The sequence below is a fragment of the Yunchengibacter salinarum genome (assembly GCF_037658235.1).
GTDB lineage: Bacteria > Pseudomonadota > Alphaproteobacteria > Sphingomonadales > Kordiimonadaceae > Yunchengibacter > Yunchengibacter salinarum.
In genome coordinates this window covers 223,323-247,057 of record NZ_JBBJLN010000005.1, presented here as the reverse complement: position 1 = coordinate 247,057, position 23,735 = coordinate 223,323, and the positions used below count along the sequence as shown (strand labels likewise).

Below are 23,735 nucleotides of genomic sequence, written 5' to 3'. Positions count from 1 at the left end.
GCTGGCGTTCATTCCCCCATTCCCCCCTATTGGTCCCGGAGAGTGCACCATGACCCGATACCCCTTGACCGGGGTGGCGGCGGGCGATTTGCCCGTGCGCCGCCCCGTGGGCTGGCAGGCAGCCTTGTTTCGCGCCGTGTCCGCGCGGCAGGGCGCGGCTTTCGCTTATGGCCGGTTCGATTGCTGCACCGCCGCCGCCGACTGTGTGGACGCGATGACCGGCATTGATCTGATGGCGGGGCTGCGTGGCCGTTATCGCAGCGCCGCCGGGGCCTGTCGCCTGATCCGGGAGGGCGGCGCCCGTGATCTGTTCGATCTGGTCCATCAGCGCGCCGCTTCGGCGGGCTTTCCCCCCATATCGCCATTACATGCGGGCCAGGGCGATCTGCTGCTGGCCCGTGTGGCCATACCGGATGCCTGCCGGGGACAGGCGGTGGGCATCTGCATGGGGCGGGTCGGGTTTTTTGCCGGGCAGACCGGCTGGACCGGCGTGCCGGTCAGTCAGTGCAATCACGCATTCAGGGTGCAGAAAAATGGGTAAAGTGGTCAAACAGGCCGTTCTGGTGGGCGGCGTGGCGGCGTTGACGGTGGCAACCGGCGGCAGTTTTCTGGGGCTTGGCGGAGCCGTGTCCGCCGGGCTTGGTGTCAGCACCGTGGTGGGCGGGGCCATTGCGGGCTCGTTGGTGGGGCTGGGGCTGGGCGTTGCCAGTGAACTGATCACCCCGGCGCTTGGCGATACGGATGAACAGGCGGGCCAGAAGCTGCCGGTGGCCAACAGCGTGGAAACGCGCCGCATCGTTTATGGTCGGGCGCGGCTGGGTGGCAGCGAAATCTTCATCGAGGAATTCGACAGCACGGGCGCGGACGACGTGCCCAATGATACCGTGGTTTTCGCCCGGCTGGTGGCGGATCACCCGATCACCGGCTTTGATGCCTTTCGCCTGGGAGACGAGGTGATCCCCCTGACGGACGGCGCGGCGGGCGGCGATTTCGACGGTCGGCTGTTCGTGTCCTATCAGACCGGCCACCAGACGACCGCCGATCCGCTGCTGCTGGCGGCGCCGGGCTGGACAGACGATCATGTGGGGGTGGGCCTTGCCTATTACGCGGTGCGTGCCGTGTTCGACCCGGCTGTGTTCCCCTATGGCATTGGTGAGGTGCGCCGCGCTTCGGTGGAGGTGCGCGGCAAACCGGTCTATGATCCCCGCGCCGATGGCAGCCAGCCGGGCGGCAGTGGTTCGCAGCGTCTGGATGACCCGGATAGCTGGGCTTACAGCACCAATCCGGCGCTCTGCATTCTGGACTTTCTGAAGGATGGACGGTTGGGCAACCCGGTGCCGGTGGATGAAATCCACATGGCATCGGTGATTACGGCGGCCAATGTGTGTGATGAATGGGTGCCCACCCGCGAGGGCGGCCAGATCCGCCGTTACAGCCTTGGCGGCGTGGTGGATTCCGGGCGCAGCAAATACGACCAGACCAAAGCGCTGCTGACGGCCATGGGTGGGCGCATGATGTGGCTGGGCGGGCAAGTGCACCTGTTTGCCGCCGCGCCGGTGCCGCTGGGCTTTCATCTGGATGAGCAAAGCGTGGTCAGCCTGGCCTTTGATACCCTGCCGGAGGCGGATGCCCGCTTCAATCTGGTGCGCGGCACCTATGTGGACCCTGACGAGGGGTTCGAGGCACAGGACTATCCCGCCGCCGAGGATACGGCGGCGCGGGCCGGTGAAGGGGACCGGCCACTGGCCCTGAACCTGCCGTTCACCCAGGATCATCGCATCGCCCAGCGGCTGGCCCGTATCGCACTGATGGAATCGCGCCAGAGCGTGGCCGAACTCACCGCCATGCCTGCCGCTGCCGCATTGGCGCCGATGGACGGCGTGGCGCTGAGCTGGGCCAATTTCGGCCTGGTCGGGGAGGGGTTCCGCATTGTGGATCAGACGCTGGAAAGCGGCGAACAGGGTATGCGCGTCAGCCTTGGCCTGCGCCGGGAAGACCCGGCCATTTACCACTGGGACCCGGGCATGGATGAACGCCCGCGCGGCGCCGGGGCGCGAACCGTGCGTGCCACGGGGCGGGAGACCGTGTCGGCCAGCGGCGTGACCGTTGCGCCCTTGACGCTGGATGCGGCGGACGGGCGGCAGATGGCCGCGCTGGAGGTGAGCTGGTCGCCGCCGTCCCGCCTGGTGGCAAGCACGCTGGTGGATTTTCGCCGCGAGGGCGAGAACGACTGGCGCCCCGGCGGGTCCGCCTTTCGCGGCGATCACACGGTGTTGCTGATGCTGCCGGAAACCGCGCGCGTGGATGTTCGGGTCCGTCATGTGCTGGCGGACGGGCAGGTGGGCCCGGCGACGGAGGTACTGGGCGCGCAGGCGCCGGACGTGGACGGGCTGGGCGTGGTCCGATGGTCGCACATCGTGGATGATGGTGCCCGGCCACAGGACAATGCCACCTTCAATATCGGCCTGCTGGCGGATCGGGACCGGGTGGATACGCCGGAAATCGCGCCGGGCGCCGTGAGCCGCCTGGCCAGCACGGTGATCAATGCCCGCCTTCCCCTGCCGTTCGACCTGTGGACGCAGGTGGCCGCCCTGACCGTCACCAAGCAACTGGACGGCTCCGCCCTTGTGGTCCGCTTCACGCTGGACCTTCAGGGCTTTGCCGGGGACGAGCGTGTTACCTGGCGCATTCTTCAGGACGGCCAGACCATGCGCCAGCGCACCATGTATCTGCGCTTCCGGCGGGATGCGGACAGCACCAGCGGCACCGCGCATGAAAGCCTGATGTTCGAGGATGTGCGCCCCGATCTGGCCGCTGGCGGGCACAGCTATGTGCTTCAGGTGCGGCCCCTGTCCACGCCGAGCGACCTGGAGCGCGTGTTTGCCCAGATCAACATACAGGAGATGCTGCGATGACCGCCCCGCATATCGTTTATGACACACAGACCGGCCTGATCCAGCGGCAGATTCTGGCGGACCCGGAGACCGTGACACTGAATCTGGCGGATGATGAGGCAGCCCTTGTCGGAACCGCCTCGCCGGGCGCGGATTATGTGGACCTTGCGGACCCGCCGGTGATCCGCCCGCGCCGGGTGGTGGACCTGATGCCCGACCGGCGCGCCTTTGTGGCGGATGGTAACGATCAGGTGGTGTTCGCGAACCTGCCGGACCCGTGCCGCCTTGTGGTGGACGGTGTGCAAAAAACCATCACCGGGGGCAGTTTTGCCTTCACGACGGATCGGGTCGGGCTGCACCGCGTATTGATCGATCAGCCCCCTTTCGAGCGGCATTTCTGGCTGCTGGACGCCGTTACCCCCTGATCATGCCAGCCTGCACCCCACCGTTCCCGATCGGGCGCCGCCACAGGGCGGCGCCCTTTTTTCGTTTTGATGTGAAAAGGAGCCGTGTCATGGCCAATCCCGTAGCTTCCGAGACGGCGCAATCCGCGCTGGTGAAGTCGTCTCTCGCCCTCGATCGTATCGAACGGCACGAAGAAACCTGTGGCCGCCGCTGGGGGCATGTGTTGCGCCTGATCTGGCTGATGCTGGTGAAGCTGTCCGCATTGCTCAGCTTTCTGCTGGCCGACAAGCTGGGGTGGGCCGGATGATGCATGACATACAGTTAAGCCCGCATTTCCGGCTGGAAGAGTTTACCCGCAGCAGCACGGCGCGCCGCCGGGGGATCGTCAATCGCGTCAGCGAACCCTATCAGGTTGCCAATCTGCGCCAGTTATGCAGGGCCGTTCTCGAACCCCTGCGTGCCCTGTATCGCCGACCCATCGTGATCACATCCGGCTTCCGCAGCCCGGCATTGAACCGGGCGCTTGGCGGCGTGCCGGAAAGCCAGCACCTGCTGGGAGAGGCGGCGGACCTGGTGATGCCGGGGGTGGACGTGGCCGACCTGGCCCGCGTTCTGGCGGCGAGCGATCTGCCCTTCGACCAGATGATCCTGGACAGCCGCGCCCCCGTTGGCGACCGGCCAGGGGCGCGGTGGCTGCACATATCCCATCGCCGCGTCACGGATAATCGCGGGGATGTGCTGCGCCTGCATCAACCCGCCGAAGGCCCGGCGCGGATTCAGGCCGGGCTGGGGCCGCTGGCCGCCGACACCCCCTGAGCCTGCAATGCGCCGCCGTGCGGTGGGCGCGAAACCCTTTCAACCGGAAACCGGGAGACGATGATGGGACTGCCCTTTGTGGATAGCGTTCTGGAATTGATCCGCGAACCGCTGGATCGCCTGATTCCCGATACCAATGCCCGCCGGGAACTAGAACATGAACTGAAGCTCAAGGCGCTGGAATCGGGCCTTGGCCAGATCGACATCAACCGATTGGAGGCACGCCACGCCTCGCTCTGGGTATCCGGCTGGCGGCCCTTTATCGGCTGGGTGTGCGGCGTGGCCCTGTTCTGGCATTTTGTGGGCGTGGATCTGGTGCGCTGGGTGCAGGCGGTGTGGTTTCCCGCCGCGCCGCCACCCCCGGCACTTTCGGGAACGGAGGCGCTGGTGACCGTGCTTCTGTCCATGCTGGGGCTGGGCGGTTTGCGAACGGTGGAGAAGCTGAAAGGCGTGTCGCGCTGATTCTGACAGGGACGTGATCGCAAGTGATCTTTTGATTGATTGATCAAGATTTCATAAAGTTTTATGTACGCGCGCAGCCGGGGCGTATCACATGCTGATTGCCCCATGGGCGGGCTGCCTGCCGGGTGAGGGGCGGCCCGCCTCAATCATGTATGGGTGAGTTCAGTAATCATGATCATGAAACGTTTCCAGTGGCAGGACCACTTCGGCTCGATCTGTGACAGTCCTTTGGAGGCCATGTCGCCCGATAACCTGCCGGAGCGCCACCCCGCGGGTGATTTCTATCGCTACTGGATGGGCCTGAACGATGGCGCCATGCCGTCGCGTTCGGCCTTTCGCCCGCAGGCGGCGGCCCGCAATCTGCGCTGGATGATGGTGTTCGACGTGAACATGGATGCGCCCCATGTGGATTTCCAGCTTGTGTTGCACGGCACCTCCGCCACCCAGCTTACCCATGGCAATTTCACCGGCCAGAAGCTGGAACAGTTCACGGCGCGGGACTGCTATCACAGCCGCTATCAGGCTATGGTTAACAGTATGTATACCGGTCAGCCGGTATTCGGGCGGGTATCCGTGGGGACGCACTCGGAATTCCGGGTGGACGTGCTGACCGGCATGTTCCCTTTCGCCGCCGATGACGGTCTGGCCCGTCTGATCATGATTGGTGCCCCGGAAGAAGCCATGAAGCGGCGTTTCTTCTGAGCAGGGGGTTGGCGCCGCATCGCTCTGGCGGCTCCCTTTTTACTGCTTTCCGCGCCATGGCACGCGGCGGGTGCCGTCTGGTGCGCGGCACCGTGCCGTGCTAGCGCTGTGACCCATGGACAGCATCCCTTTTACATTGCCCGCCCCCCATGGCGGCACAGGGACCATCGCGGTGATCGCGCCGGGGGGCGAACTGGACGGCGCGTGTCTTGCGGCGCTTTCAGTCGCGGAGCAGGCGCGGGCCAATGCCGCCACCCCCGCCTTTCGGCTCGCCTTTGTTACCGGGCGCGGCTTGTTGCGTATGGCCCTGTCCCGCTGGTTTCATCAGCAGACGGGCCATCTTCCCGCCCCTTCCCGCATTCCCCTGTATCAGGCCCCCGGTGGTCCGCCGTTGGTGGATCAGGACCGGCTTCCCGCTGCCCTGCGTGGGGGGGCTTTCCCCTTTTTTTCCGTGTCCCACACCATAACAACCGGCGCGGATGGCCTGCCGTACGGCCTTGCCGTGGTGCTGGTTTCGGATTCGGGCCCGGTGGGGATCGATCTGGAACTGGCCGACCGGCCCGTGATCTGGCGCCGCCTGGCGGAACGTCGCTTTGCCCCCGCCGAGGCCGCATGGCTGCGCGAGGCGCCAGACCGGGCCGCCCGGCGATTCCTGCATTTGTGGACCATCAAGGAAGCGGCCGCCAAGGCGCTGGGGCTTGGGCTTGGCCGGGCCTTGCGAACGGTGACCCCCGCCCTGCCACTGCCGACCCCCGGTACGCTTGAAACCCCTGTTTCCCTTGATTTTCCCCCTGAAGCCGCATCCGTCACGGCGGGGTGTGACCTGTTCACCGCGCGGCTTGACGGGGCGTGCGGGCTGCCCGATGCGTGGTTGGCCCTTGCCCTTGCCGATACAAGCCGCTAGCCCTTAAGCAACATCCTGGAACAGGGATGGTGGCACGGCAGAAACAACACAGGTGGCGCATGGGGCAGACCGTTCAGGTTTCCGATCAGATCATATTGGGCAATGACCGGCCCTTTGTCCTGATGGCCGGTATGAATGTGCTGGAAAGCCGTTCGCTGGCCATGACGGTCTGCGAAACATTCTGCACCATTACGGCGGAACTGGATATTCCCTTTGTTTTCAAGGCCAGTTTCGACAAGGCCAACCGGTCCAGCATCCATTCCTTTCGCGGGCCGGGGCTGGAAGAGGGCCTGCGGCTGCTGGAAGAGGTGCGCCGCACGTTCGATGTGCCGGTGTTGACCGATATTCACGAACCCGAACAGGCGGCGCCGGTGGCGGACGTGGCCGATATCATCCAGATCCCGGCCTTCCTGGCCCGGCAGACGGACCTGGTGGTGGCGGCTGCACGCACGGGCAGGCCGGTCAATGTGAAAAAGCCCCAGTTCCTGGCCCCGGACGAAATGCGGCACATTCTGAAAAAGCTGACCGAAAGCGGCAATGACAAGGGGATGCTGTGCGAGCGCGGAAGCTGTTTCGGCTATAACAATCTGGTGGTGGACATGCTGGGCATGGACCGGATGCGGACCTTGGCGCCCGTGGTGTTCGACGTGACCCACGCCCTGCAAAAGCCCGGCGGGCTTTCCAGCGGCGCCGATGGCCGGGGCGGTCAGGCGCTGGCGCTGGCCCGTTCCGGCATGGCGCTGGGGCTGGCGGGCCTGTTTCTGGAGGCCCATCCCAAGCCGGACGAGGCAAGGTGCGATGGCCCGTGCGCGCTGCCACTGGATCGGGTGGCCCCCTTTCTGCGACAGGTCAAGGCGGTGGATCAACTGATCAAGAGCCAGCCGCCGCTGGACCTTTCATGACGGCGGCGACCGGCCATATGCGCGAAGGTGCGGGGCGCCCCGAGGCCGTGGCCGCCATCCGGCTGCTGGTGCTGGATGTGGACGGCGTGATGACCGACGGCCTGATCTATTACAGTGCCGAGGGTGAGACCCTGAAAGCCTTTTCCGCGCAGGATGGCATGGCCATCAAGCATGGCCGGGCGCTCGGTCTGGAATGTGCGGTGGTGTCCGGGCGCCAGTCGGCGCCGCTGGAACGGCGCCTGGCCGATCTGGGCATTACGGCGGTGCATCTGTCGGTGGATAACAAGCTGGAAGCGGTGCGGATGCTGGCGCGGGAACGCGGTTTGACGGCGGCTGAGGTGGCCATGATGGGGGATGATCTGATTGATTATGGCGCCATGTGCTGGGCCGGTCTGGCGCTTGCGCCCGCCGATGCGGCGGCGGATATCCGGGACCTGGCCGACCATGTGACCCCGCGTGGCGGTGGTCGGGGTGCGGTGCGCGATGCGGTGGAATATATTCTGGCCGCGCAGGGCCGCCGTTTGATCGAAGCGCTGGACGAGGCGCAATTGGGCACGGTGCATATGTCAGGAGGAACAGAGCCATGAGGATCGTTATTCCCGCGCGCTTCGGGTCCACGCGTCTTGAGGGCAAGCCGCTGCGTGAACTGGCCGGGCGGCCCCTGGTGGAACATGTATGGCGCCGGGCGCTGGAGGCGGTGGGCCATCCGGGCAGCATTGTGGTTACATCGGAAGACAGCGAGGTTCTGCGCGCCGCCAAGGGGTTCGGGGCAAGCACGGCACGCACGGACGAATCGCATCAGTCGGGCACGGATCGGGTGGCCGAGGTGGCCCGCGAACTGGGCTGGGCCGACGACGAGGTGGTGGTCAATCTTCAGGGGGACGAACCCTTCATGCCCGCTTACATGATTCGGGCGGTGGCGGAAGGGGTGACGGCGGAAACGCCGATGGCCACCATCGCCGTGCCGATGGCCGATCCGGCGCGGGCCACGGATGCCGGCACGGTGAAGGTGGTGATGGATGCCAGGGGCCGGGCCGCCTGGTTTTCCCGCCTTGGTATTCCGATTGATCGGGACGGCGCGGGCGGCGTTTCCTGGTTCCAGCATGTGGGGCTGTATGCCTATCGGGTGTCCACCCTGTCCCGGCTGACGACCCTGCCGCCATCCCCCGCGGAACAGGCGGAAAAACTGGAACAGTTGCGGGCCCTGCATCACGGCATTCCGATTCAGGTGGTGGTGGCCCGTGGCCCCGCACCTCTGGGTGTGGACACGCCCGCGGACCTGGCCGAGGCCGAGCGCCTGATGCAGGAATCGGGAAGCCGATGACCCCGCCCGCCGCCATCGCCGCGGGGGATGCCGACGCGGGCAGGGTGCTGACCACCTCCGCGGGTATTGCGCGGGATGCCATGATACCGGCCATGCTGGGGCGCACCGTACACCGGGTTGCCCGCTATGCTGGCGGATGGACGGGCGATGCCGGGGCCGAGGCCGTGGTGGCATGGGGCCGCAAGCCCAACAGCCGTCGCGCCCACCGGCTGGCGGCGCGGCTGAACCTGCCCCTGTGGCGGCTGGAAGACGGCTTTTATGCCTATCTGTCCCATCCGAGTATGGACCGGCGGCGCCTGTCTCTGGTGGTGGATGATCTGGGCATCTATTATGACGCCACCCGCCCGTCCCGGCTGGAAGCCATGCTGAACGACCCGGACGACGCCCCCACGGCGGACGAGCGCCGCCGCGCCGCCGATGCCATGGCCCGCATCCGCCGCTGGCGTCTCAGCAAATACAATGTCAGCCCCTATGATCTGCCCGATACGGTGGCGGATCGGCTGGCCCCCGCGCCGGAGCACAATATTCTGGTGGTGGACCAGACGCTGGGCGACATGTCGGTCACGCTGGGGCTGGCCGACGGGGATGTGTTTGACCGCCTGCTGGAAACCGCCCGCAGCCGCCATCCGGGCGGGCGGGTGTTTCTGAAGGTGCATCCCGATGTGGCGCTGGGCCGCAAAAAGGGCCATTTCGATCTGGCGGCCCTGCCGGATGATGTGACCGTGCTCGCCGAGCCGGTCAATGCACAGGCGCTTCTGGCACGTATAGGCACGGTCTATGTGGCCACCAGCCAGATGGGGTTCGAGGCGCTGATCGCCGGCTGTCATGTGATCTGCGGCGGTATGCCCTTCTATGCCGGCTGGGGGCTGACGGAAGACTGGCAGCATCTGGACCGTCGCAACCGCCGCCGCACGCTGGTGGACCTGGTGGCATATACCCTGCTGCGCTATGCCCGCTATGGTGACCCCTTTAACGGCGATGCCGCGACGCTGGAAAGCGTGCTGGATTATCTGACCGTGCGCCAGCAAATGCCCCGCCTTAATGCCCGGCGCGTGGTGGCTGCCGGGTTTTCGCTGTGGAAGCGCGGCTTCGTGCCTGCCTTTCTGGCCGAGGCGGCGGCGCCGGTGCACTTCATTCCGGGGCGGGCGCTGAGGTCTTTCCGCTTCAGGAAGGGGGATGCGCTGCTTGTGTGGGGGCGCGGGCAGGACCACCGCCTGAAGGCGGCGGCGAAGGGCGTGCCGGTCTGGCGCATGGAGGATGGTTTCATCCGGTCGGTGGGGCTTGGCAGTGATCTGTCGCGGCCTGCATCTCTGGTGCTGGACAGCAGTGGAATTTATTATGATGGCGGTTGCCCCAGTGATCTGGAAACCTTTTTGGCGCGCCATGATTTCCACGACCGGGAAGTGGCGCGCGGGGCCGCGCTCGCCCGCCTGATCCGCGCCGAAAAGGTAAGCAAATACAATGTGGGCCGCCGCGCGCCGCTGGATTTTCGCCCGGCGGCTGCGGGGCGGACGGTGATTCTGGTGCCGGGGCAGGTGGCGGGTGATGCTTCGCTGAGATATGGCGCGCCGGAGATCGGCAATGACGGTGCGCTGCTGGCGGCGGTGCGGGACAGGGAGCCGGATGCCTTCATCGTGTACAAGCCCCACCCGGATGTGGTCAGCGGCAACCGGGCGGACGGCACCACGCCGGAACAGGTGGAACGGCTTGCTGATCAGGTGGTCGTGGATGCGGACATACTGGATTGCCTGATGGCCGTGGACGTGGTGCACACCATGACCAGCCTGACCGGCTTCGAAGCGCTGCTGCGCGATGTGCCGGTGTTCACATATGGTCGCCCCTTTTATGCCGGCTGGGGGCTGACCACGGACGGAATGACCATGCCGCGCCGGGGCCGTCATTTGCCGCTTGGCGCCCTTGTCTACGGGTTGCTGGTGGTGTATGCCCGCAACGTTGCGTGGCCGGAGGGGGTGATGACCAGCCCGGAAGCGCTGGTGCGGCGCCTGTCGCGGGAGGCGGCCGCAGCGGATCGGTCCACGGGGCGGTTCGGGAAACTATCCCGCCTGAATAGAAAAATTCGCTTTCTTCTGGCGGCACTTGCGCGCTAGGGGACGCGGGCGATGAATGGTGACGGTCCCCGTGCATCGGGCCTGCGTGTTCGGGGCCGGTATGTATCGGGCAAGTGCGAGGCTTCAAGCTATGACAACCCTGACCCACCTGGAAAGGCTGGAGGCGGAGAGCATCCACATCATCCGGGAAGTGGCCGCGGAAGCGGAAAACCCGGTGATGCTCTATTCCATCGGCAAGGACAGCAGCGTTATGCTGCATCTGGCCCTGAAGGCGTTTTATCCGGCCCTGCCGCCGTTTCCGCTGCTGCATGTGGATACCACCTGGAAATTCCGGGAAATGACCCAGTTCCGGGATGCCCTGGCCAAGGACCTGGGCCTGGACCTGATCGTTCACATCAATGAAGAGGGTGTGAAGCAGGGGATCGGCCCCTTCACCCATGGCAGCGCGCTGCATACGGACGTGATGAAAACCCAGTCGCTCAAGCAGGCGCTGGACAAGTACGGTTTCGATGCCGCCTTTGGCGGCGCCCGGCGGGATGAGGAAAAATCCCGCGCAAAGGAACGGGTGTTTTCCTTCCGCACCACCAATCATCGCTGGGACCCCAAGAATCAGCGGCCCGAACTGTGGAACATCTTCAATACCCGCAAGCACCAGGGCGAAAGCATCCGCGTTTTCCCGCTGTCCAACTGGACGGAACTGGATATCTGGCAATATATCCATCAGGAGAACATTCCCATCGTGCCGCTTTATTATGCCGCCGAGCGCCCGGTGGTGGAGCGGGACGGCACGCTGATCATGGTGGATGACGACCGGATGCCGCTGGCGGACGGCGAGACCCCGATGATGAAGAAGGTGCGGTTCCGCACGCTGGGCTGCTATCCTCTGACCGGTGCGGTGGAAAGCCAGGCGGACACGCTGGAGGAAATCATCCAGGAAATGTTGCTGGCCAAGACTTCGGAACGGGAAGGCCGGGTGATCGACCATGATTCCGCGGCCAGCATGGAAAAGAAAAAACAGGAAGGCTATTTCTGATGACCCATCAGTCCGACCTGATCGCCACCGACATCTCCGCCTATCTCAAGATGCACGGCGAAAAATCCATGTTGCGCTTCATCACATGCGGCAGCGTGGATGACGGCAAGTCCACCCTGATCGGGCGCCTGCTGTATGACAGCAAACTGATCTTCGAGGATCAGCTTGATGCGCTGGAAAGCGACAGCCGCAAGGTGGGCACACAGGGCGAAAAGATCGATTTCGCCCTGCTGGTGGACGGCCTCGCCGCCGAGCGGGAGCAGGGCATCACCATCGATGTGGCCTATCGCTTCTTCGCCACCGACAAGCGCAAGTTCATTGTCGCCGACACGCCGGGGCATGAGCAATACACCCGCAACATGGCCACGGGGGCGTCCACCGCCGATCTGGCGGTGCTGCTGGTGGATGCCCGCCAGGGTGTGCTGACCCAGACCCGGCGCCACAGCTTCATCACGTCGCTTTTGGGCATTCGCAATGTGGTGCTGGCGGTGAACAAGATGGATCTGGTGGACTATGATCAGACCCGCTTTGACGAGATTGAGGCGGATTACCGCGCCTTTGCCCACACGCTTGGCTTTACGGATATCACCTGCATTCCCATTTCCGCGCTGGAAGGGGACAATATCGTCACGCCCAGCGCCAATATGCCCTGGTATCAGGGGCCGACCCTGATGCACCATCTGGAAAGCGTGCAGGTGGCCACGGATCGTACCGACAAGCCGTTCCGTATGCCTGTGCAGTGGGTCAACCGGCCCAATCTGGATTTCCGCGGGTTTGCCGGCACCATCGCCAGCGGCACCGTCGCGCCCGGCTCGCGGGTGAAGGTTGTGCCTGGCGGTCAGGAAAGCACGGTGGAACGTATTGTCACCTATGACGGGGACAAGGACAGCGCCATTCAGGATCAGGCCGTGACCCTGACACTGACGGACGAGATCGATGTGTCCCGCGGCGATGTGCTGTGCGACGCAGGCGCCCCCTGTGAGACCGCCGATCAGTTCGAAGCACGGCTGATCTGGATGTCGGACGATGCGCTGCTGCCGGGGCGCCCCTATATCATCAAGACAGCGAACCGGCAGGTTTCCGGGGTTGTTTCGGATCTGAAATACAAGATCAATGTGAACACGCTGGAACATTCCGCGGCCAAGCATCTGGATCTCAACGAGATCGGCGTGTGCAATCTGGCGCTTGGGGCGGATATTGCGTTCGACCCCTATGACGACAGCCCGGTCACCGGGGCGTTCATCGTCATCGACCGGATGACCAACAATACGGTGGGCGCGGGCATGATCGATTTCGCGCTGCGCCGGGCCAGCAATATTCACTGGCAGGCGCTGGACGTGAACAAGTCCGAACGTGCCAGGGCCAAGCATCAGTATCCGGCGGTGCTGTGGTTCACGGGGCTGTCCGGGTCCGGCAAGTCCACCCTAGCCAATCTGCTTGAGAAGCGCCTGCACGCCAGCGGCAAGCACACCTATGTGCTGGACGGCGACAATGTGCGCCACGGCCTGAACAACGATCTGGGCTTCACCGATGCGGATCGGGTGGAGAACATCCGCCGCGTGGGCGAGGTGGCCAGGCTCATGGTGGATGCGGGCCTGATCGTGATGACCAGCTTCATTTCCCCCTTCCGGGCGGAGCGGCGCATGGTCCGCGAAATGATGGGCGAGCAGGAGTTCGTGGAGGTCTTTGTGGACACGCCGATCGAAGTGTGCGCCGAGCGTGATCCCAAGGGGCTGTACAAGAAGGCCAAAGAAGGCAAGATCAAGAACTTCACCGGCTATGATTCGCCCTATGAGGCGCCGGAACAGCCCGATCTGCATATCCGCACGGACGGGCGGGACCCGGAGGCGTGCGTGGATGAGGTGCTCGATTGGCTGGAAAGCAGGGGCTATCTGAGGGCGCAGGATTGATCGACCCGGCCAGGACCATCGCCACCGCCCATGACGGGCGCCCCGTGGTGGTCCTGTTGCAGGGGCCGCTTGGCCCCTTTTTCGCCGATCTGGCCCGCGCCATGCGCAGCCAGGGCTGGCGCACCGTGCGGGTCTTTTTCAATGCCGGGGATGCCTATTATGGCTGGGCCGAGCAGGAAGTACCATATCAGGGCCGCCCGGAAAGCTGGGCGGCCTTTTTTGATCAGTTGATCGCGGATCAGGCGCCCCATGCCGTTCTGGCCTATGGCGACAGCCGCTTTTATCACCGCGAGGCCCGGCAGGTGTGCGCCGAGGCGGACGTGCCCTTTTTCGCGCTGGAGGAAGCCTATGTGCGGCCCGGCTATGTGGCCATGGAGCCGGGCGGCAACAATGCCAATTCCCGTTTTCCCGACCGCTTTCTGGCCGACCCGGACAGCCCGCCCGCCGTGCCGCCCCCGGCGCCGCTGGATCATCCGCCAAGTTTTTCCCGGCAGGGTTGGTTTGCGTTTCTGTATTATATCGCCAAGGACTGGAATCCGGCGGGGTACAGGGCTTATCGCCACCACCGGCCCGGCTCCTGGTTCAGCGAAATGATGGCCTGGCTGAACGGGGCGCGGCGCAAACAGGTATGGCGCTTCCGGGATCGGCGGCTGGCCCGCCGTCTTGAGCGCATCGGGCAAACGGCGCCGCTGTTCCTGCTGCCCCTTCAGGTGGCGGTGGACAGCCAGATCCGCCATCACAGCCCCTATGACGGCATGGAGCCGGTGATCGCGGATGTGCTGGCGTCTTTCCGGGATCATGCGCCGCCCGGCGCCCATCTGGCCATCAAGCACCATCCGATGGACCGGGGGTTTCGCCATTATGGCCGCCTGATCCGCCGCACCGCGCGGCGGCTGGGGCTGGAAGGCCGGGTGCATCACGGCACGGATTGGCCGTTGGCCCCGCTGCTGGCCGTGTGTCGCGGCGTGGTAACGGTGAACAGCACGGTGGCGCTGGAAGCGCTGTGGGCAGGCGTGCCGGTCTGCTGCCTTGGGCAGGCCATGGTGGCGCGGGCGGGGTTGACGAGTTCGCGGCCGCTGGACCGGTTCTGGGCTGATCCCGGCACGGTGGATCGGGGCCGGGTGGCCCGGTATCGGGCGCGCCTGATCGCGGAAACCCTGGTGCCCGGCAGCTTTTATGTGTACCGCCGGGAAACCGCGCATCGGCTCGCCCGCTATCTGGCCGGCGCCCTGATGGCAAGCGACCGGGCCTGATCCGGCCTGCCCTGCAATGCGCGCTTTCAGGGTGCGGGATCACCGGATATGTTTTGAACCGAATTGTCGCCATATCTTGGCTGGGGCAGGCCGGGCGGTTAAATTGATCCGGTCTGGTAGGGCGATGCCCGCCATATATGTTGCGTTGTTTCAAATTTCGGTGTAGCGCTTTGATTGTATTGTTATCTTGGTCGGGGTTTATCGGAACTGTGTTCGGTTCGGGGGATGGCGCGGGTAGGGCGTATCTGGATTTCGCCATATTGATCGGGCAGGATATACAACATTGATGCGGATGCTTCCGGCGAGCCGGGGTGCCCCGTTTGTGGCCGGGGCGGCCACGGGTCGGGATGTGGCCGGCGGGCAGGATCAGGCGGGGGCCATATGGGTTCTGCCATGCCGGGGTGGCAAATGGGGCGGCAAGAGACAGAAAGGTCAGGGGTTCTATGAAAAACGCCAGCGAGGAACAGGCGGACGCCAATGTGTTGGAGCTGCCCGGCAAGATAAAGGCGGACTTCGGGCAGACGCTGGAAAATATCGGCACCACCTTCCTCAAGCAGGGTCAGGCGCTGGAGCGGCTGGCCCAGAGCTATGACGAGGATGCCTATTCCAGGGCCATTCGCCTGCTGCTCGAAACGACAGGGCATCTGATCGTGATCGGCATGGGAAAGTCCGGCCATGTGGGGCGCAAGATTTCCGCCACGCTGGCATCCACCGGCACACCCAGCTTTTTCCTGCACCCGGCGGAGGCATCGCACGGCGACCTTGGCATGGTCACCAGGGACGATACCCTGCTGCTGATTTCCTATAGCGGTGAGACGGAAGAGATCTGCCAGCTTCTGCCCTCGTTGAAGGAATTCGGCAACCGCATCGTGGCCATCACCGGCCAGCGCACGTCCACGCTGGGCCGCGCGGCGGATGTGGTGCTGGAAATCCCCGTCACGGAAGAGGTGTGCCCCAACAATCTCACCCCCACCACGTCCATCGTGGTAACGGCGGTGATCGGCGATGCGCTCGCCATTTCCCTGATGTCGCTCAGGAATTTCCACCCGCGGGATTTCGCCCGCTACCATCCGGGGGGGTCGCTTGGCCGTCGGCTGCTGAAAAAGGTGGCGGATGTGATGCTGACCAAGGCCGTGCCCGCCGTGCCGCCGGGCATGGTGTTGCTGGAACTGGCGGCTGAAATGGCCGGGGGCACGGCGGGCGCCGCCGTGGTGCTGGACGAGGGCGGCTATCCGCTGGGCGTGGTGACAAAGGGTCAGCTTGCCGTGGCACTCAGGGTGACTCGCCGCATCCGGGAAGTGACGGCCCGTCAGTGCATGAGCGAGGATTTCCACACCATCCGGCAGTCCCAGATTGTCGATGACGCGGAAAACCTGATGCGGTACAAGGATGCGCAATTGCTCGTCGTGGTGGACGATGATGGCCGGTATGTGGGTCTTTACAAGCACGAAGATCATTAATCCCCGGCGTGGTTCGGCGCGCCCGCCGGGCGGGGGCGGACCATGAAGGAACGATCCGCCCTGGGCATCCAGCGGGATGTGATCTTCGCCGTCTTCCTGCGCGAGATGAACAGCCGCTTTTCCGGCTATACCTTTGGCAATATCTGGATATTGCTGGAGCCGATCATGATGGCGGTGGTGTTCGTGCTGCTGTTCGGCCTGCGCGGTCGGGGGGAGTTCGGCTTTACCGAGCCTGCCGTCTTCATTCTGGTGGGGGTGCTGTCCCACCGGCGCCTGTGGAATGTGACCATGAAGGAGTCCATGGGCGCCATGCGCGGCAGTGGCGGGCTGACTCAGTTCCGGCAGGTGCGGCTGTTCGATATTTTCCTGGCCCGCTGGCTTCTTGAGGCGGTGATCTTTCTGGTGGTGTCCGCGCTGATGGTGGCGGGCTTTGCCTGGTTCGGCATGGACGCGGTGCCCGCCGACCCCCTTCTTGTTCTGCTGTATGCCACTGTCACCTGGTTCTTTGCCGGGTTTTTCGGCCTGCTCATGGGTATTCTTGCCTTTTTCGCGCGGGAGATCGAGAAAGTCATCAATCTGACCCAGATGCCGCTGCTGTTTCTGTCGGCGGTCTTTTACCCCATGACCATCATCCCCGAACCCTACCGAACATGGCTGGCCTGGAATCCGCTGGTGCATGTGAACGAGCTGATCCGCGAAGCCTGGCTGAAGTTGTATGTGAGCCCGGTGGCGGACCTTGGCTATCTGATGGACTGGACCGTGCTCAGCATGGTGTTCGCCATGGCCGCCTACCGGCTGCGCTGGCGCCGCATGGTGGCCACATGATCCATCTGGACAAGGTGACCAAATTCTACCCCACGCGCTATGGCCCGCATTTCGTGCTGCGCCAGCTTGATCTGGTGATTCCCGATGACCGGGACGTGGCCATTCTGGGCCCCAACGGCGCGGGCAAGTCCACCCTGGTGCGGCTGATCGGCGGCATTGATTTCCCCAATGCGGGCAAGGTGCGCTCGGATCGCTTCATCTCCTGGCCGCTGGGGCTTGCCAGCGGTTTCAATGGCAGCATGACCGGGCGGGAGAATGTGCGCTTCATCTGCCGCATCCACGGTGTTTCCGACACCTATCCGGTGGAGGAATACGTCAAGGATTTCTCCGAGCTTGGCGACCAGTTCGAACTGCCGGTGGGCGGCTATAGTTCGGGTATGCGGTCACGCTATAATTTCGCCGTTTCCATGGGGTTCGATTTCGACACCTATCTGCTGGACGAGATCATGTCGGTGGGGGATGCGGCTTTCCAGCGCAAGTGCAGCGAGACCCTGACCGCCAAGCGCGGACGGGCCAATATCATTCTGGTTTCGCACCAGATGGCGAAGGTAAGGGAGCATTGTAATGCGGCAATTTTGCTTGCATATGGCCGGGCAGACTTCTACGAGAGTGTGGAGCGGGCCATTGCCCGCTATGAACGCCTGTAAGCCGTGCGCGCCGGTCTTTCACACGGCCTCTGGCCGGGCAGGATATACCGGCCTGGAGCCTGTGGGCATCCGGCGTCGCCGAAACATTGAGCGAGCATGACGCTGAACGCCCCCCTCAATACACTGAAGCGTGCCCTGGCCCGCCGCGAACCATCGCAGGCGGCACCGGCGAACGACACCCCCGCGCCGGTCAGCGTGAACCGGGCGGATGATGTGCGCACCGGCCTGTTTTCCGGCCATTTCAAGTGGGTGCTGGTGATCTTCGCCCTGGCGGCCATTTATTATGTGCTGGTGGCGGCGCCGCGCTATGCCACGATCGCCGAAGTCTATGTGAAGGCGGCGGACAGTCAGGCATCCATGAACCCGCAGCTTGGCATGTTGTCCATGAACCCGCCGGGCCGGCAGGATGCGCTGCTGGTGCAGACCTTTATCCAGTCGCGGGACATGCTGCGCCATCTGCAGGAAGAGCTGGACCTGATCGCCCATTATTCCGCGCCCCGCTTCGATCTGGTCTGGCGGCTGTCCGACAGCCCGTCGGACGAGGATTTTCTCGGCTATTATCAGGATCGGGTCACCGTTGATGTGGACCCGGACAGCGCCATCCTGTCCATCGAGGTGCAGGCTTTCGATCCGGCCTTTGCCCGCACGCTGGCGCAGGCCATCATCGACCGGGCGGAAGACTATATCAACGAGATCAGCCAGTCCATCGCGCGGGAGGATGTGGCCTTTGTGGAACAGGAACTGATCCGCGCCAATGACAAGTTGATGACCGCGCAGGAAAACCTGACCCGTTTCCAGGACGACAACAACCTGCTGAACGCGGAAGCATCCGGCAGCGCGCTTCAGGGCGTGGTGAACGAGCTTCAGGGCGAACTGGTGCGCGCGCAGGCGGAAGAAAAGCGCCTGTCCAGCTATCTGAACGAGGATGCGGCGGAACTGGTGGCCGTGCGCGACCGGATCGATGCCCTGCAATCCCAGATCGATCAGGAAAAGGCCAAGATGTCCGGCGCTGAGGGCGGCGCCATGAACCAGGTATGGCTGCGCTTCAAGCGCCTGGAACTGGAACTGAAATTGGCCACCGACCTGTACACCACCGCGCTGACCAGCCTGGAGCAGACCCGCGTGGAAAGCTATCGCAAGCTGAAGCATCTGGTGGTGGTGCAGGCGCCCAGCCGCCCGCAGGACGCGCGCTACCCTGAAACCCTGTATGATCTTGTTACCCTTCTGATCGGCCTGATTCTGGCGTATTGGATCGGTGTGATGATCGTGGCCACCATTCGGGAGCATCGTGATGTCTGACCATGCCTCCTTTCTTGCATCCGGCTTTTGGCGGCGGTTTGCGGCGTTCTGGTTTCTGGCGCTTGCCCTGATCGCCGTGCCCGTGGCGGCACAGAACCAGAATGTGACCCAGGATGCCGCGCCGGTGCCGGAAGCGCGCCAGGATACGGTCAGGGAAGACAAGGTGTTCGGCCATTTCCTGTTCAGCGGGGAGTTCGCCAATCAGAGCTTTCAGGGCTTCAACCCGGCCTATCAGGTGAGTGTTGGCGACACGGTGCGCCTGCAACTGTGGGGCGGTTTTGAGTTTTCCGGCGAGGTGCCGGTGGATGCCCAGGGCAATATCTTCATTCCCTCCGTTGGCCCGGTGCCGGTGGAAGGGGTGGCCAATGGCGACCTGAACCGGGTGGTCACGGCGGCCATCAAGGGTGTATTCAAGCGCAATGTGGGTGTTTATGCCAGCCTGAACGGCGCCAAGCCCGTCAAGGTGTTCGTGACCGGTTTTGTGCGCCAGCCCGGCCTGTATGCCGGCCATGCGGCGGATTCGGTGCTGTTTTTCCTGGACCGGGCGGGCGGCATCGATCCGCGCCGCGGCTCCTTTCTGACAGTGAAGCTGCTGCGCGACGGCGAGGCGGTCAGCACCATCAATCTGTATGATTTCATTCTCACGGGCAAGATGCCCAGCTTTCAGATTCATGACGGCGATACCATCATCGTGGAAAAGTTGCGGTCGCAAGCGGGTGTGAAGGGGGAGGTGCAGAACCCCGGGCTGTTCGAGTTCAAGGGCAACAGCGCCGATCTGGGCCGCCTGCTGGATCTGGCCGGGCCCTATCCCCATGCCACCCATGTGCGGATCAACCGCAACTCGTTGCGCAAATCACGGGTGGAATATCTGTCTATCAGCGCGGCCAGAAAAGCCAGTCTCAGTCCGGGAGACATGGTGCATGTGGTCTCGGACAAGATGCCCGGTACCATTTCCGTGCGGGTGGAAGGGGAGCACCGCTCGCCGCAGGAATTCATCCTGCCCTATGGCGCCCGGCTCGGTGATCTGTTGGAACAGGTGGAATTCGGCCAGAATGCGGAAAAGGATGCCATTCAGTTGATCCGGCAGAGCGTGAAGCGCCGCCAGAAAGACATGTTGAACGCCCAGCTCCGGGCACTGGAAAGCAGTGTGCTCACCGCCCGCTCCCGCTCCAAGGGGGAAGCGGAACTGCGCGCGGCGGAGGCGGAAATGATCCTGCAATGGGTCAAGCGCGCGCAGGAGGTGGAGCCGGAAGGGCGCATCTCGCTGGCCCGCGCCAGCAGTCGCATGAACATTCTGCTGGAACCGGGGGACGTGGTGCGCATTCCGCGTTCCAGCAATCTTGTGATGGTGCACGGCGATGTGCTGTTCCCCAATGCCACCGCCTATCAGAAGGGCCATACCATTGAGGACTATATCGAGCAAGCGGGCGGCTTCACTCAGGACCGGGACCGGGCGCACATTCTGCTGCTGCATACGGACGGCACTTTCGAGAAGGTGGACGAGGACGATATTGACGACAAGGATCTGGTGATCGCGCCGGGGGATGAGATCTTTGTCATGCCCAAGGTGCAGGTGAAGTCCTTCCAACTCGCCACAGAGATCATTTCCATCTTCTATCAGCTTGCCCTGTCCGCCGGGGTGGTGCTGGGCATATAATCCGGGTCATCCGGTGGAGGCGACGGCGATCATGGCGCGGTTCGGGGCAACGATAGCGGCCAAGTCGGGCAAGTTCAGACGGGACCCTATCGGGTTCTGTCTGGATTCCCGCGTGCCCGGCCTGCCGCCGCTGGGCCAGGCGCTGCAACGGCGGGAGGCCCGCGCGCTGGAGCGCCGTGCCGCCGCCGCGCATGATGTGCCCGTTAGTGTGATCATGACCGTCTGGCGTACCGGCGATCTGGCGGTGCGTGCACTCAAATCCCTGATGGCGCAGACTCACCCGGCGCTGGAGATTCTGGTGATTGACGACGCGGGCGGCGACGATACCGCCCGCAGGCTGGTGGATGCCGCCGCCGGGGACCCGCGCGTGCGCCTGTTCCAAAGCCCCCGCAATCGCGGCACCTATTGGTGCAAGAACTGGTGCCTGGCCCGCGCCACGGGGCGCTATGTGGCCTTTCACGACAGCGATGATATCAGCAGGCCGCAGCGCATCGCCCTGCAACTGGCCGCCATGGAGAAAAACCCCACCCTGATGGGCTGTACCTGCAAATGGCGCCGCCGCACGGAAGATGGTGAAACCGTGGTGATCAATGGCCGTGCGGAGCAGATGGCCGCCATCAGCCTGATGATCCGGCGTGAACCCGTGCTGGCCAGGGCGGGTTATTTCGACTGCGTGCGCATCTCGGCGGATACGGAATATCTTCACCGCTTGCGGCGCCTGTTCGGTCGCGGCGCGATCCGCCATCTGCGCCAGCCCCTGTATGAAGGGTTGTACCGGGCCGGATCGCTCACCACGGGGCCGGATTCCGGCTTTCGCTGGCAGCCCTCGGCGTCTGGCATGGCCCGCACGCTGACCGGGGACCGGGCGCGCTATGATGCGGCCTTTCGGGCCTGGCACGCGGCCACGGCGGCGGACGATCTGTACCTGCCCTTCCCGCCCGCGGCGCGGCCCTTTGATGTGCCGGATGCCCTGATCCGTGACACGCAGGAAGTCGATACCAGCGATGTAAGGGAACTTACCGCGCCCGCGCCCCGGCGGGAAAGGGTGACTGCATGAGCGACCACAGCCCCCTTGATGCCGCCATGACCCCGCTTCTGTTCCCTCAAAGCCCATCGGAACTGGCGCACCGCCTGGTTTTCGATTTCCAGGTCTTCAACCTGCCCGGTTTTCTCAAAAAGCGGTTTACGTCGCGGGATGCCGTGGTGATGGACCATTCGGTGGCGGATGCCTTCGTTGCCCGTTATGGCACGCCCGATGCCGCCATCGTCACCCCGGACGGGCTTGACCGCATACCCGCCGGGCAGGGGCGGATTCTGGTGCTGCTGACACAGGGCGAACTGGCCGCTGTCAGCACGCTCAGGCAGCGCTTTCCCAACCGGCCAGTGGTGGCTGGTTTCCATGATCTTGCCGTGCGCACGGCACCGGGCTTCGATGTGCGCTTCAACGAAAACCGGCTGGACCCCGCCATCGTTGGCCCCGCCGAGCCCATGGACCCGCCGCCCGCGCCGCTGGTGCTGCTGACCACGCCAGGAACGGACGCCGAATATGTGGCCATGGTGATGGCCGCCGCCGGGCTGGGTCAGCCTTTTGAGTATCTTCAGCGCCCCCATGCCCTGGCGGCGCTGATGGGGGGTGATCTGGACGTGCGCGCCGTGCTGGACAGCGCCGCCCGCCAGTTCGGCCAGCACCGCCGCTTTGCCATGGTGCTGCAAAGCGATGTGATGGATGTGATGGCGGAAACCGGCCTGTTTGACTGGGATGCCCTGGCTCAGTGGGCGCGTGCCAGCAAGGCCCGGCTTATCCATGTGCAGCGCCGGGACAAGCTCGTGCAGGCGGGCCTGGCCGCCGTGCTGGCGCCGTCCCCGTTCCGCTCGTTGTTTTTCATGCGTGAAGCCCAACGCCGAAATTTCGACCCCACGCCGCCGGATTTTCGCACCGTCAATCCCATGTTGCAGGCGCTGGTCAACCGGGAAGCCGCACTGGAAGACTGGTTCAGCGACGAAGACCTGCCCGTGACCCAGATCACGCTGGAAGAAACCGTGGAAAGCGCCCATGCGGTGATGGCTCATCTGGGCAATCTGATGGGAACGCGGACTCCCCGCCGCTTCGATGTGCCGGATTATGGCCGCTTCTATCGGGAAATGCCGGCCCTGATGACCGCCAGTGACAATTACCGCCGCGAGCTGATAGACAGGCTCGGCCTGCATGTGAACGCCCATGGGTCACTGGTTTCCATGACGGATAAAGTGCTCAAATCGGAGATTTGAGGTTTTTTGTCGCTCACGCCTTGGCCGCTTGCGCGGCCCGGCATTGTTTCCGCTCACGCAAGCGCGCTATCGTGCGCGCTCCGCGGGGCGCCGCACTGGCGGCGGGCCACGGTCGTGGCCTCCGCTCATCCCGCGCAGTAGCGGGATGGCGGTAGGGGCTCCTTTTCGCTCGCGCTCTGTTCCGCTCACGCTTGGGTGCTGCGCACCCCGCTCCGCGGGGCGCCGCACTGGCGGCGGGCCACGGTCGTGGCCGTCGGAGGGGCTGTGTTTTGGGGCGTGGGGGTTTTGAAGGTCAGCCGATGCGGATGTCGCTCAGGGCCAGGCTGGCGAAGCCATCTTCTTCCGATTTGTCCACGCGGGTAACGCCCGGCATCTTGATGCGCAGAATGTGATAATGCCGCCCGGTGCGGGGCAGGCGCGGTACCTGGCCGGAAAAGGACCAGCCGCCGCCCAGATGGCGCCGGGCCTTGCCGGTGACCTGATGGGCGTCGATCCACACGGTCATGTCTTTCAGCCAGGCGCGCTTTGGTATTTTCGGACCCGAAATGATCAAGGGTGCGCCCGTGGAAAGTTCCGCCGCCAGCAAGACAGCGCCCAGTCGCCGCATCCAGCGATAGTGCCGCCCGGTCAGGGTGCGTTTCAGGGCCGACCAGCCGCCCCCGGCGAATTCATCCGATTCGGCCATGATATGCAGGGCGCCGCCCGGATTGGCCAGTACCTGCGCCCGATCCGTTCCCACCAGGCCCATATGCTCCAGCCCGCCCAGTTCCGCTTCCATCTGGCGGCGCTGGATCGCCAGCAAGGCATCCACATAGGCCACGGCCGCCTTGGGAAAACCGGGCTCCCCCTGGCCTTCCTCCGGGCCGAGGGCGGGGGGTATGAAGCTGTCCTGCCGCTGTGCCATG

23 protein-coding genes are annotated in these 23,735 nt (G+C 64.4%); 22 read left to right on the top strand and 1 reads right to left on the bottom strand.

Features of this window, described 5'->3' with window-relative positions:
* Positions 1-49 precede the first annotated feature (49 nt).
* The 22 genes from WGH93_RS07535 to WGH93_RS07430 all read left to right on the top strand — a co-directional run bounded on the left by WGH93_RS07535 (position 50) and on the right by WGH93_RS07430 (position 22,830).
* Positions 50-541: a DUF6950 family protein gene (locus WGH93_RS07535; RefSeq protein ID WP_374764258.1), complete on the top strand. Its 492-nt coding sequence runs from the start codon at positions 50-52 to the stop codon at positions 539-541.
* Complete coding sequence (locus WGH93_RS07530) at positions 534-2,915, top strand: phage tail protein (protein ID WP_374764257.1); 2,382 nt, start codon at positions 534-536, stop codon at positions 2,913-2,915. Before WGH93_RS07535 ends, WGH93_RS07530 begins: the two co-directional genes overlap by 8 nt.
* Positions 2,912-3,319 (top strand): hypothetical protein, encoded by a 408-nt coding sequence (locus WGH93_RS07525; protein ID WP_374764256.1) that lies wholly within the window; start codon positions 2,912-2,914, stop codon positions 3,317-3,319. The genes WGH93_RS07530 and WGH93_RS07525 overlap by 4 nt, the downstream gene beginning before the upstream one ends.
* 89 nt (positions 3,320-3,408) lie before the next feature.
* Positions 3,409-3,606, top strand: coding sequence for a hypothetical protein (locus WGH93_RS07520; RefSeq protein WP_374764255.1), 198 nt, complete (start codon positions 3,409-3,411; stop codon positions 3,604-3,606).
* Positions 3,603-4,115 carry a D-Ala-D-Ala carboxypeptidase family metallohydrolase gene (locus WGH93_RS07515; protein WP_374764254.1) on the top strand — a complete coding sequence of 171 codons (513 nt, stop codon included), beginning with the start codon at positions 3,603-3,605 and terminating at the stop codon, positions 4,113-4,115. The genes WGH93_RS07520 and WGH93_RS07515 overlap by 4 nt, the downstream gene beginning before the upstream one ends.
* A gap of 60 nt (positions 4,116-4,175) precedes the next feature.
* Complete coding sequence (locus WGH93_RS07510; RefSeq protein WP_374764253.1) at positions 4,176-4,577, top strand: 3TM-type holin; 402 nt, start codon at positions 4,176-4,178, stop codon at positions 4,575-4,577.
* A 171-nt stretch (positions 4,578-4,748) separates the two neighbouring features.
* Positions 4,749-5,279: a hypothetical protein gene (locus WGH93_RS07505; RefSeq protein ID WP_374764252.1), complete on the top strand. Its 531-nt coding sequence runs from the start codon at positions 4,749-4,751 to the stop codon at positions 5,277-5,279.
* Positions 5,280-5,394: 115 nt separating this feature from the next.
* Complete coding sequence (locus WGH93_RS07500; RefSeq protein WP_374764251.1) at positions 5,395-6,183, top strand: 4'-phosphopantetheinyl transferase family protein; 789 nt, start codon at positions 5,395-5,397, stop codon at positions 6,181-6,183.
* A 59-nt stretch (positions 6,184-6,242) separates the two neighbouring features.
* Positions 6,243-7,085 (top strand): 3-deoxy-8-phosphooctulonate synthase, encoded by an 843-nt coding sequence (gene kdsA, locus WGH93_RS07495; RefSeq protein WP_374764250.1) that lies wholly within the window; start codon positions 6,243-6,245, stop codon positions 7,083-7,085.
* Entirely contained in the window at positions 7,082-7,672 is a 591-nt protein-coding gene (locus WGH93_RS07490) for a KdsC family phosphatase (RefSeq protein WP_374764249.1), read from the top strand. Before kdsA ends, WGH93_RS07490 begins: the two co-directional genes overlap by 4 nt.
* On the top strand, positions 7,669-8,409 hold the full coding sequence (gene kdsB, locus WGH93_RS07485; protein WP_374764248.1) for a 3-deoxy-manno-octulosonate cytidylyltransferase: 741 nt from the start codon (positions 7,669-7,671) through the stop codon (positions 8,407-8,409). The genes WGH93_RS07490 and kdsB overlap by 4 nt, the downstream gene beginning before the upstream one ends.
* Positions 8,406-10,517 carry a capsule polysaccharide biogenesis protein gene (locus tag WGH93_RS07480; RefSeq protein WP_374764247.1) on the top strand — a complete coding sequence of 704 codons (2,112 nt, stop codon included), beginning with the start codon at positions 8,406-8,408 and terminating at the stop codon, positions 10,515-10,517. The genes kdsB and WGH93_RS07480 overlap by 4 nt, the downstream gene beginning before the upstream one ends.
* A 91-nt stretch (positions 10,518-10,608) precedes the next feature.
* Positions 10,609-11,511 carry a sulfate adenylyltransferase subunit CysD gene (gene cysD / locus WGH93_RS07475; protein ID WP_374764246.1) on the top strand — a complete coding sequence of 301 codons (903 nt, stop codon included), beginning with the start codon at positions 10,609-10,611 and terminating at the stop codon, positions 11,509-11,511.
* Positions 11,511-13,421 carry a sulfate adenylyltransferase subunit CysN gene (gene cysN, locus WGH93_RS07470; RefSeq protein WP_374764245.1) on the top strand — a complete coding sequence of 637 codons (1,911 nt, stop codon included), beginning with the start codon at positions 11,511-11,513 and terminating at the stop codon, positions 13,419-13,421. Before cysD ends, cysN begins: the two co-directional genes overlap by 1 nt.
* The gene (locus tag WGH93_RS07465; protein WP_374764244.1) at positions 13,418-14,674 is read left to right on the top strand and encodes a capsular polysaccharide export protein, LipB/KpsS family; all 1,257 of its coding nucleotides are present in this window, start codon (positions 13,418-13,420) and stop codon (positions 14,672-14,674) included. Before cysN ends, WGH93_RS07465 begins: the two co-directional genes overlap by 4 nt.
* 443 nt (positions 14,675-15,117) lie before the next feature.
* Positions 15,118-16,134 (top strand): KpsF/GutQ family sugar-phosphate isomerase, encoded by a 1,017-nt coding sequence (locus tag WGH93_RS07460; protein ID WP_374764243.1) that lies wholly within the window; start codon positions 15,118-15,120, stop codon positions 16,132-16,134.
* Between the two features lie 42 nt (positions 16,135-16,176).
* Entirely contained in the window at positions 16,177-16,959 is a 783-nt protein-coding gene (locus WGH93_RS07455; protein WP_374764242.1) for an ABC transporter permease, read from the top strand.
* Entirely contained in the window at positions 16,956-17,606 is a 651-nt protein-coding gene (locus tag WGH93_RS07450) for an ABC transporter ATP-binding protein (RefSeq protein ID WP_374764241.1), read from the top strand. The genes WGH93_RS07455 and WGH93_RS07450 overlap by 4 nt, the downstream gene beginning before the upstream one ends.
* Positions 17,607-17,702: 96 nt before the next feature.
* Entirely contained in the window at positions 17,703-18,905 is a 1,203-nt protein-coding gene (locus tag WGH93_RS07445; protein WP_374764240.1) for a KpsE/RkpR family capsule polysaccharide export protein, read from the top strand.
* Positions 18,898-20,562, top strand: a complete 1,665-nt coding sequence (locus WGH93_RS07440; protein ID WP_374764239.1) for a polysaccharide biosynthesis/export family protein — start codon at positions 18,898-18,900, stop codon at positions 20,560-20,562. Before WGH93_RS07445 ends, WGH93_RS07440 begins: the two co-directional genes overlap by 8 nt.
* A 31-nt stretch (positions 20,563-20,593) precedes the next feature.
* Complete coding sequence (locus WGH93_RS07435; RefSeq protein ID WP_374764238.1) at positions 20,594-21,619, top strand: glycosyltransferase family 2 protein; 1,026 nt, start codon at positions 20,594-20,596, stop codon at positions 21,617-21,619.
* Positions 21,616-22,830, top strand: coding sequence for a hypothetical protein (locus tag WGH93_RS07430; protein WP_374764237.1), 1,215 nt, complete (start codon positions 21,616-21,618; stop codon positions 22,828-22,830). Before WGH93_RS07435 ends, WGH93_RS07430 begins: the two co-directional genes overlap by 4 nt.
* Before the next feature lie 292 nt (positions 22,831-23,122).
* Here WGH93_RS07430 and WGH93_RS07425 read toward each other — a convergent pair whose 3' ends face one another.
* Positions 23,123-23,734: a hypothetical protein gene (locus tag WGH93_RS07425; protein ID WP_374764236.1), complete on the bottom strand. Its 612-nt coding sequence runs from the start codon at positions 23,732-23,734 to the stop codon at positions 23,123-23,125.
* Between the last annotated feature and the right edge of the window lies 1 nt (position 23,735).

Excerpts from the sequence above, each read along its gene's own strand:
- kdsA (WP_374764250.1), top strand. The coding sequence starts at position 6,243 with ATGGGGCAGACCGTTCAGGTTTCCGATCAGATCATATTGGGCAATGAC.
- cysN (WP_374764245.1), top strand. The coding sequence starts at position 11,511 with ATGACCCATCAGTCCGACCTGATCGCCACCGACATCTCCGCCTATCTC.
- WGH93_RS07425 (WP_374764236.1), bottom strand. The coding sequence starts at position 23,734 with ATGGCACAGCGGCAGGACAGCTTCATACCCCCCGCCCTCGGCCCGGAG.
- WGH93_RS07435 (WP_374764238.1), top strand. The coding sequence starts at position 20,594 with ATGGCGCGGTTCGGGGCAACGATAGCGGCCAAGTCGGGCAAGTTCAGA.
- WGH93_RS07525 (WP_374764256.1), top strand. The coding sequence starts at position 2,912 with ATGACCGCCCCGCATATCGTTTATGACACACAGACCGGCCTGATCCAG.
- WGH93_RS07490 (WP_374764249.1), top strand. The coding sequence starts at position 7,082 with ATGACGGCGGCGACCGGCCATATGCGCGAAGGTGCGGGGCGCCCCGAG.
- WGH93_RS07440 (WP_374764239.1), top strand. The coding sequence starts at position 18,898 with ATGTCTGACCATGCCTCCTTTCTTGCATCCGGCTTTTGGCGGCGGTTT.
- WGH93_RS07455 (WP_374764242.1), top strand. The coding sequence starts at position 16,177 with ATGAAGGAACGATCCGCCCTGGGCATCCAGCGGGATGTGATCTTCGCC.
- WGH93_RS07480 (WP_374764247.1), top strand. The coding sequence starts at position 8,406 with ATGACCCCGCCCGCCGCCATCGCCGCGGGGGATGCCGACGCGGGCAGG.
- WGH93_RS07430 (WP_374764237.1), top strand. The coding sequence starts at position 21,616 with ATGAGCGACCACAGCCCCCTTGATGCCGCCATGACCCCGCTTCTGTTC.
- WGH93_RS07460 (WP_374764243.1), top strand. The coding sequence starts at position 15,118 with ATGAAAAACGCCAGCGAGGAACAGGCGGACGCCAATGTGTTGGAGCTG.
- WGH93_RS07500 (WP_374764251.1), top strand. The coding sequence starts at position 5,395 with ATGGACAGCATCCCTTTTACATTGCCCGCCCCCCATGGCGGCACAGGG.
- cysD (WP_374764246.1), top strand. The coding sequence starts at position 10,609 with ATGACAACCCTGACCCACCTGGAAAGGCTGGAGGCGGAGAGCATCCAC.
- WGH93_RS07450 (WP_374764241.1), top strand. The coding sequence starts at position 16,956 with ATGATCCATCTGGACAAGGTGACCAAATTCTACCCCACGCGCTATGGC.
- WGH93_RS07445 (WP_374764240.1), top strand. The coding sequence starts at position 17,703 with ATGACGCTGAACGCCCCCCTCAATACACTGAAGCGTGCCCTGGCCCGC.
- kdsB (WP_374764248.1), top strand. The coding sequence starts at position 7,669 with ATGAGGATCGTTATTCCCGCGCGCTTCGGGTCCACGCGTCTTGAGGGC.
- WGH93_RS07520 (WP_374764255.1), top strand. The coding sequence starts at position 3,409 with ATGGCCAATCCCGTAGCTTCCGAGACGGCGCAATCCGCGCTGGTGAAG.
- WGH93_RS07505 (WP_374764252.1), top strand. The coding sequence starts at position 4,749 with ATGATCATGAAACGTTTCCAGTGGCAGGACCACTTCGGCTCGATCTGT.
- WGH93_RS07510 (WP_374764253.1), top strand. The coding sequence starts at position 4,176 with ATGATGGGACTGCCCTTTGTGGATAGCGTTCTGGAATTGATCCGCGAA.
- WGH93_RS07530 (WP_374764257.1), top strand. The coding sequence starts at position 534 with ATGGGTAAAGTGGTCAAACAGGCCGTTCTGGTGGGCGGCGTGGCGGCG.
- WGH93_RS07535 (WP_374764258.1), top strand. The coding sequence starts at position 50 with ATGACCCGATACCCCTTGACCGGGGTGGCGGCGGGCGATTTGCCCGTG.
- WGH93_RS07515 (WP_374764254.1), top strand. The coding sequence starts at position 3,603 with ATGATGCATGACATACAGTTAAGCCCGCATTTCCGGCTGGAAGAGTTT.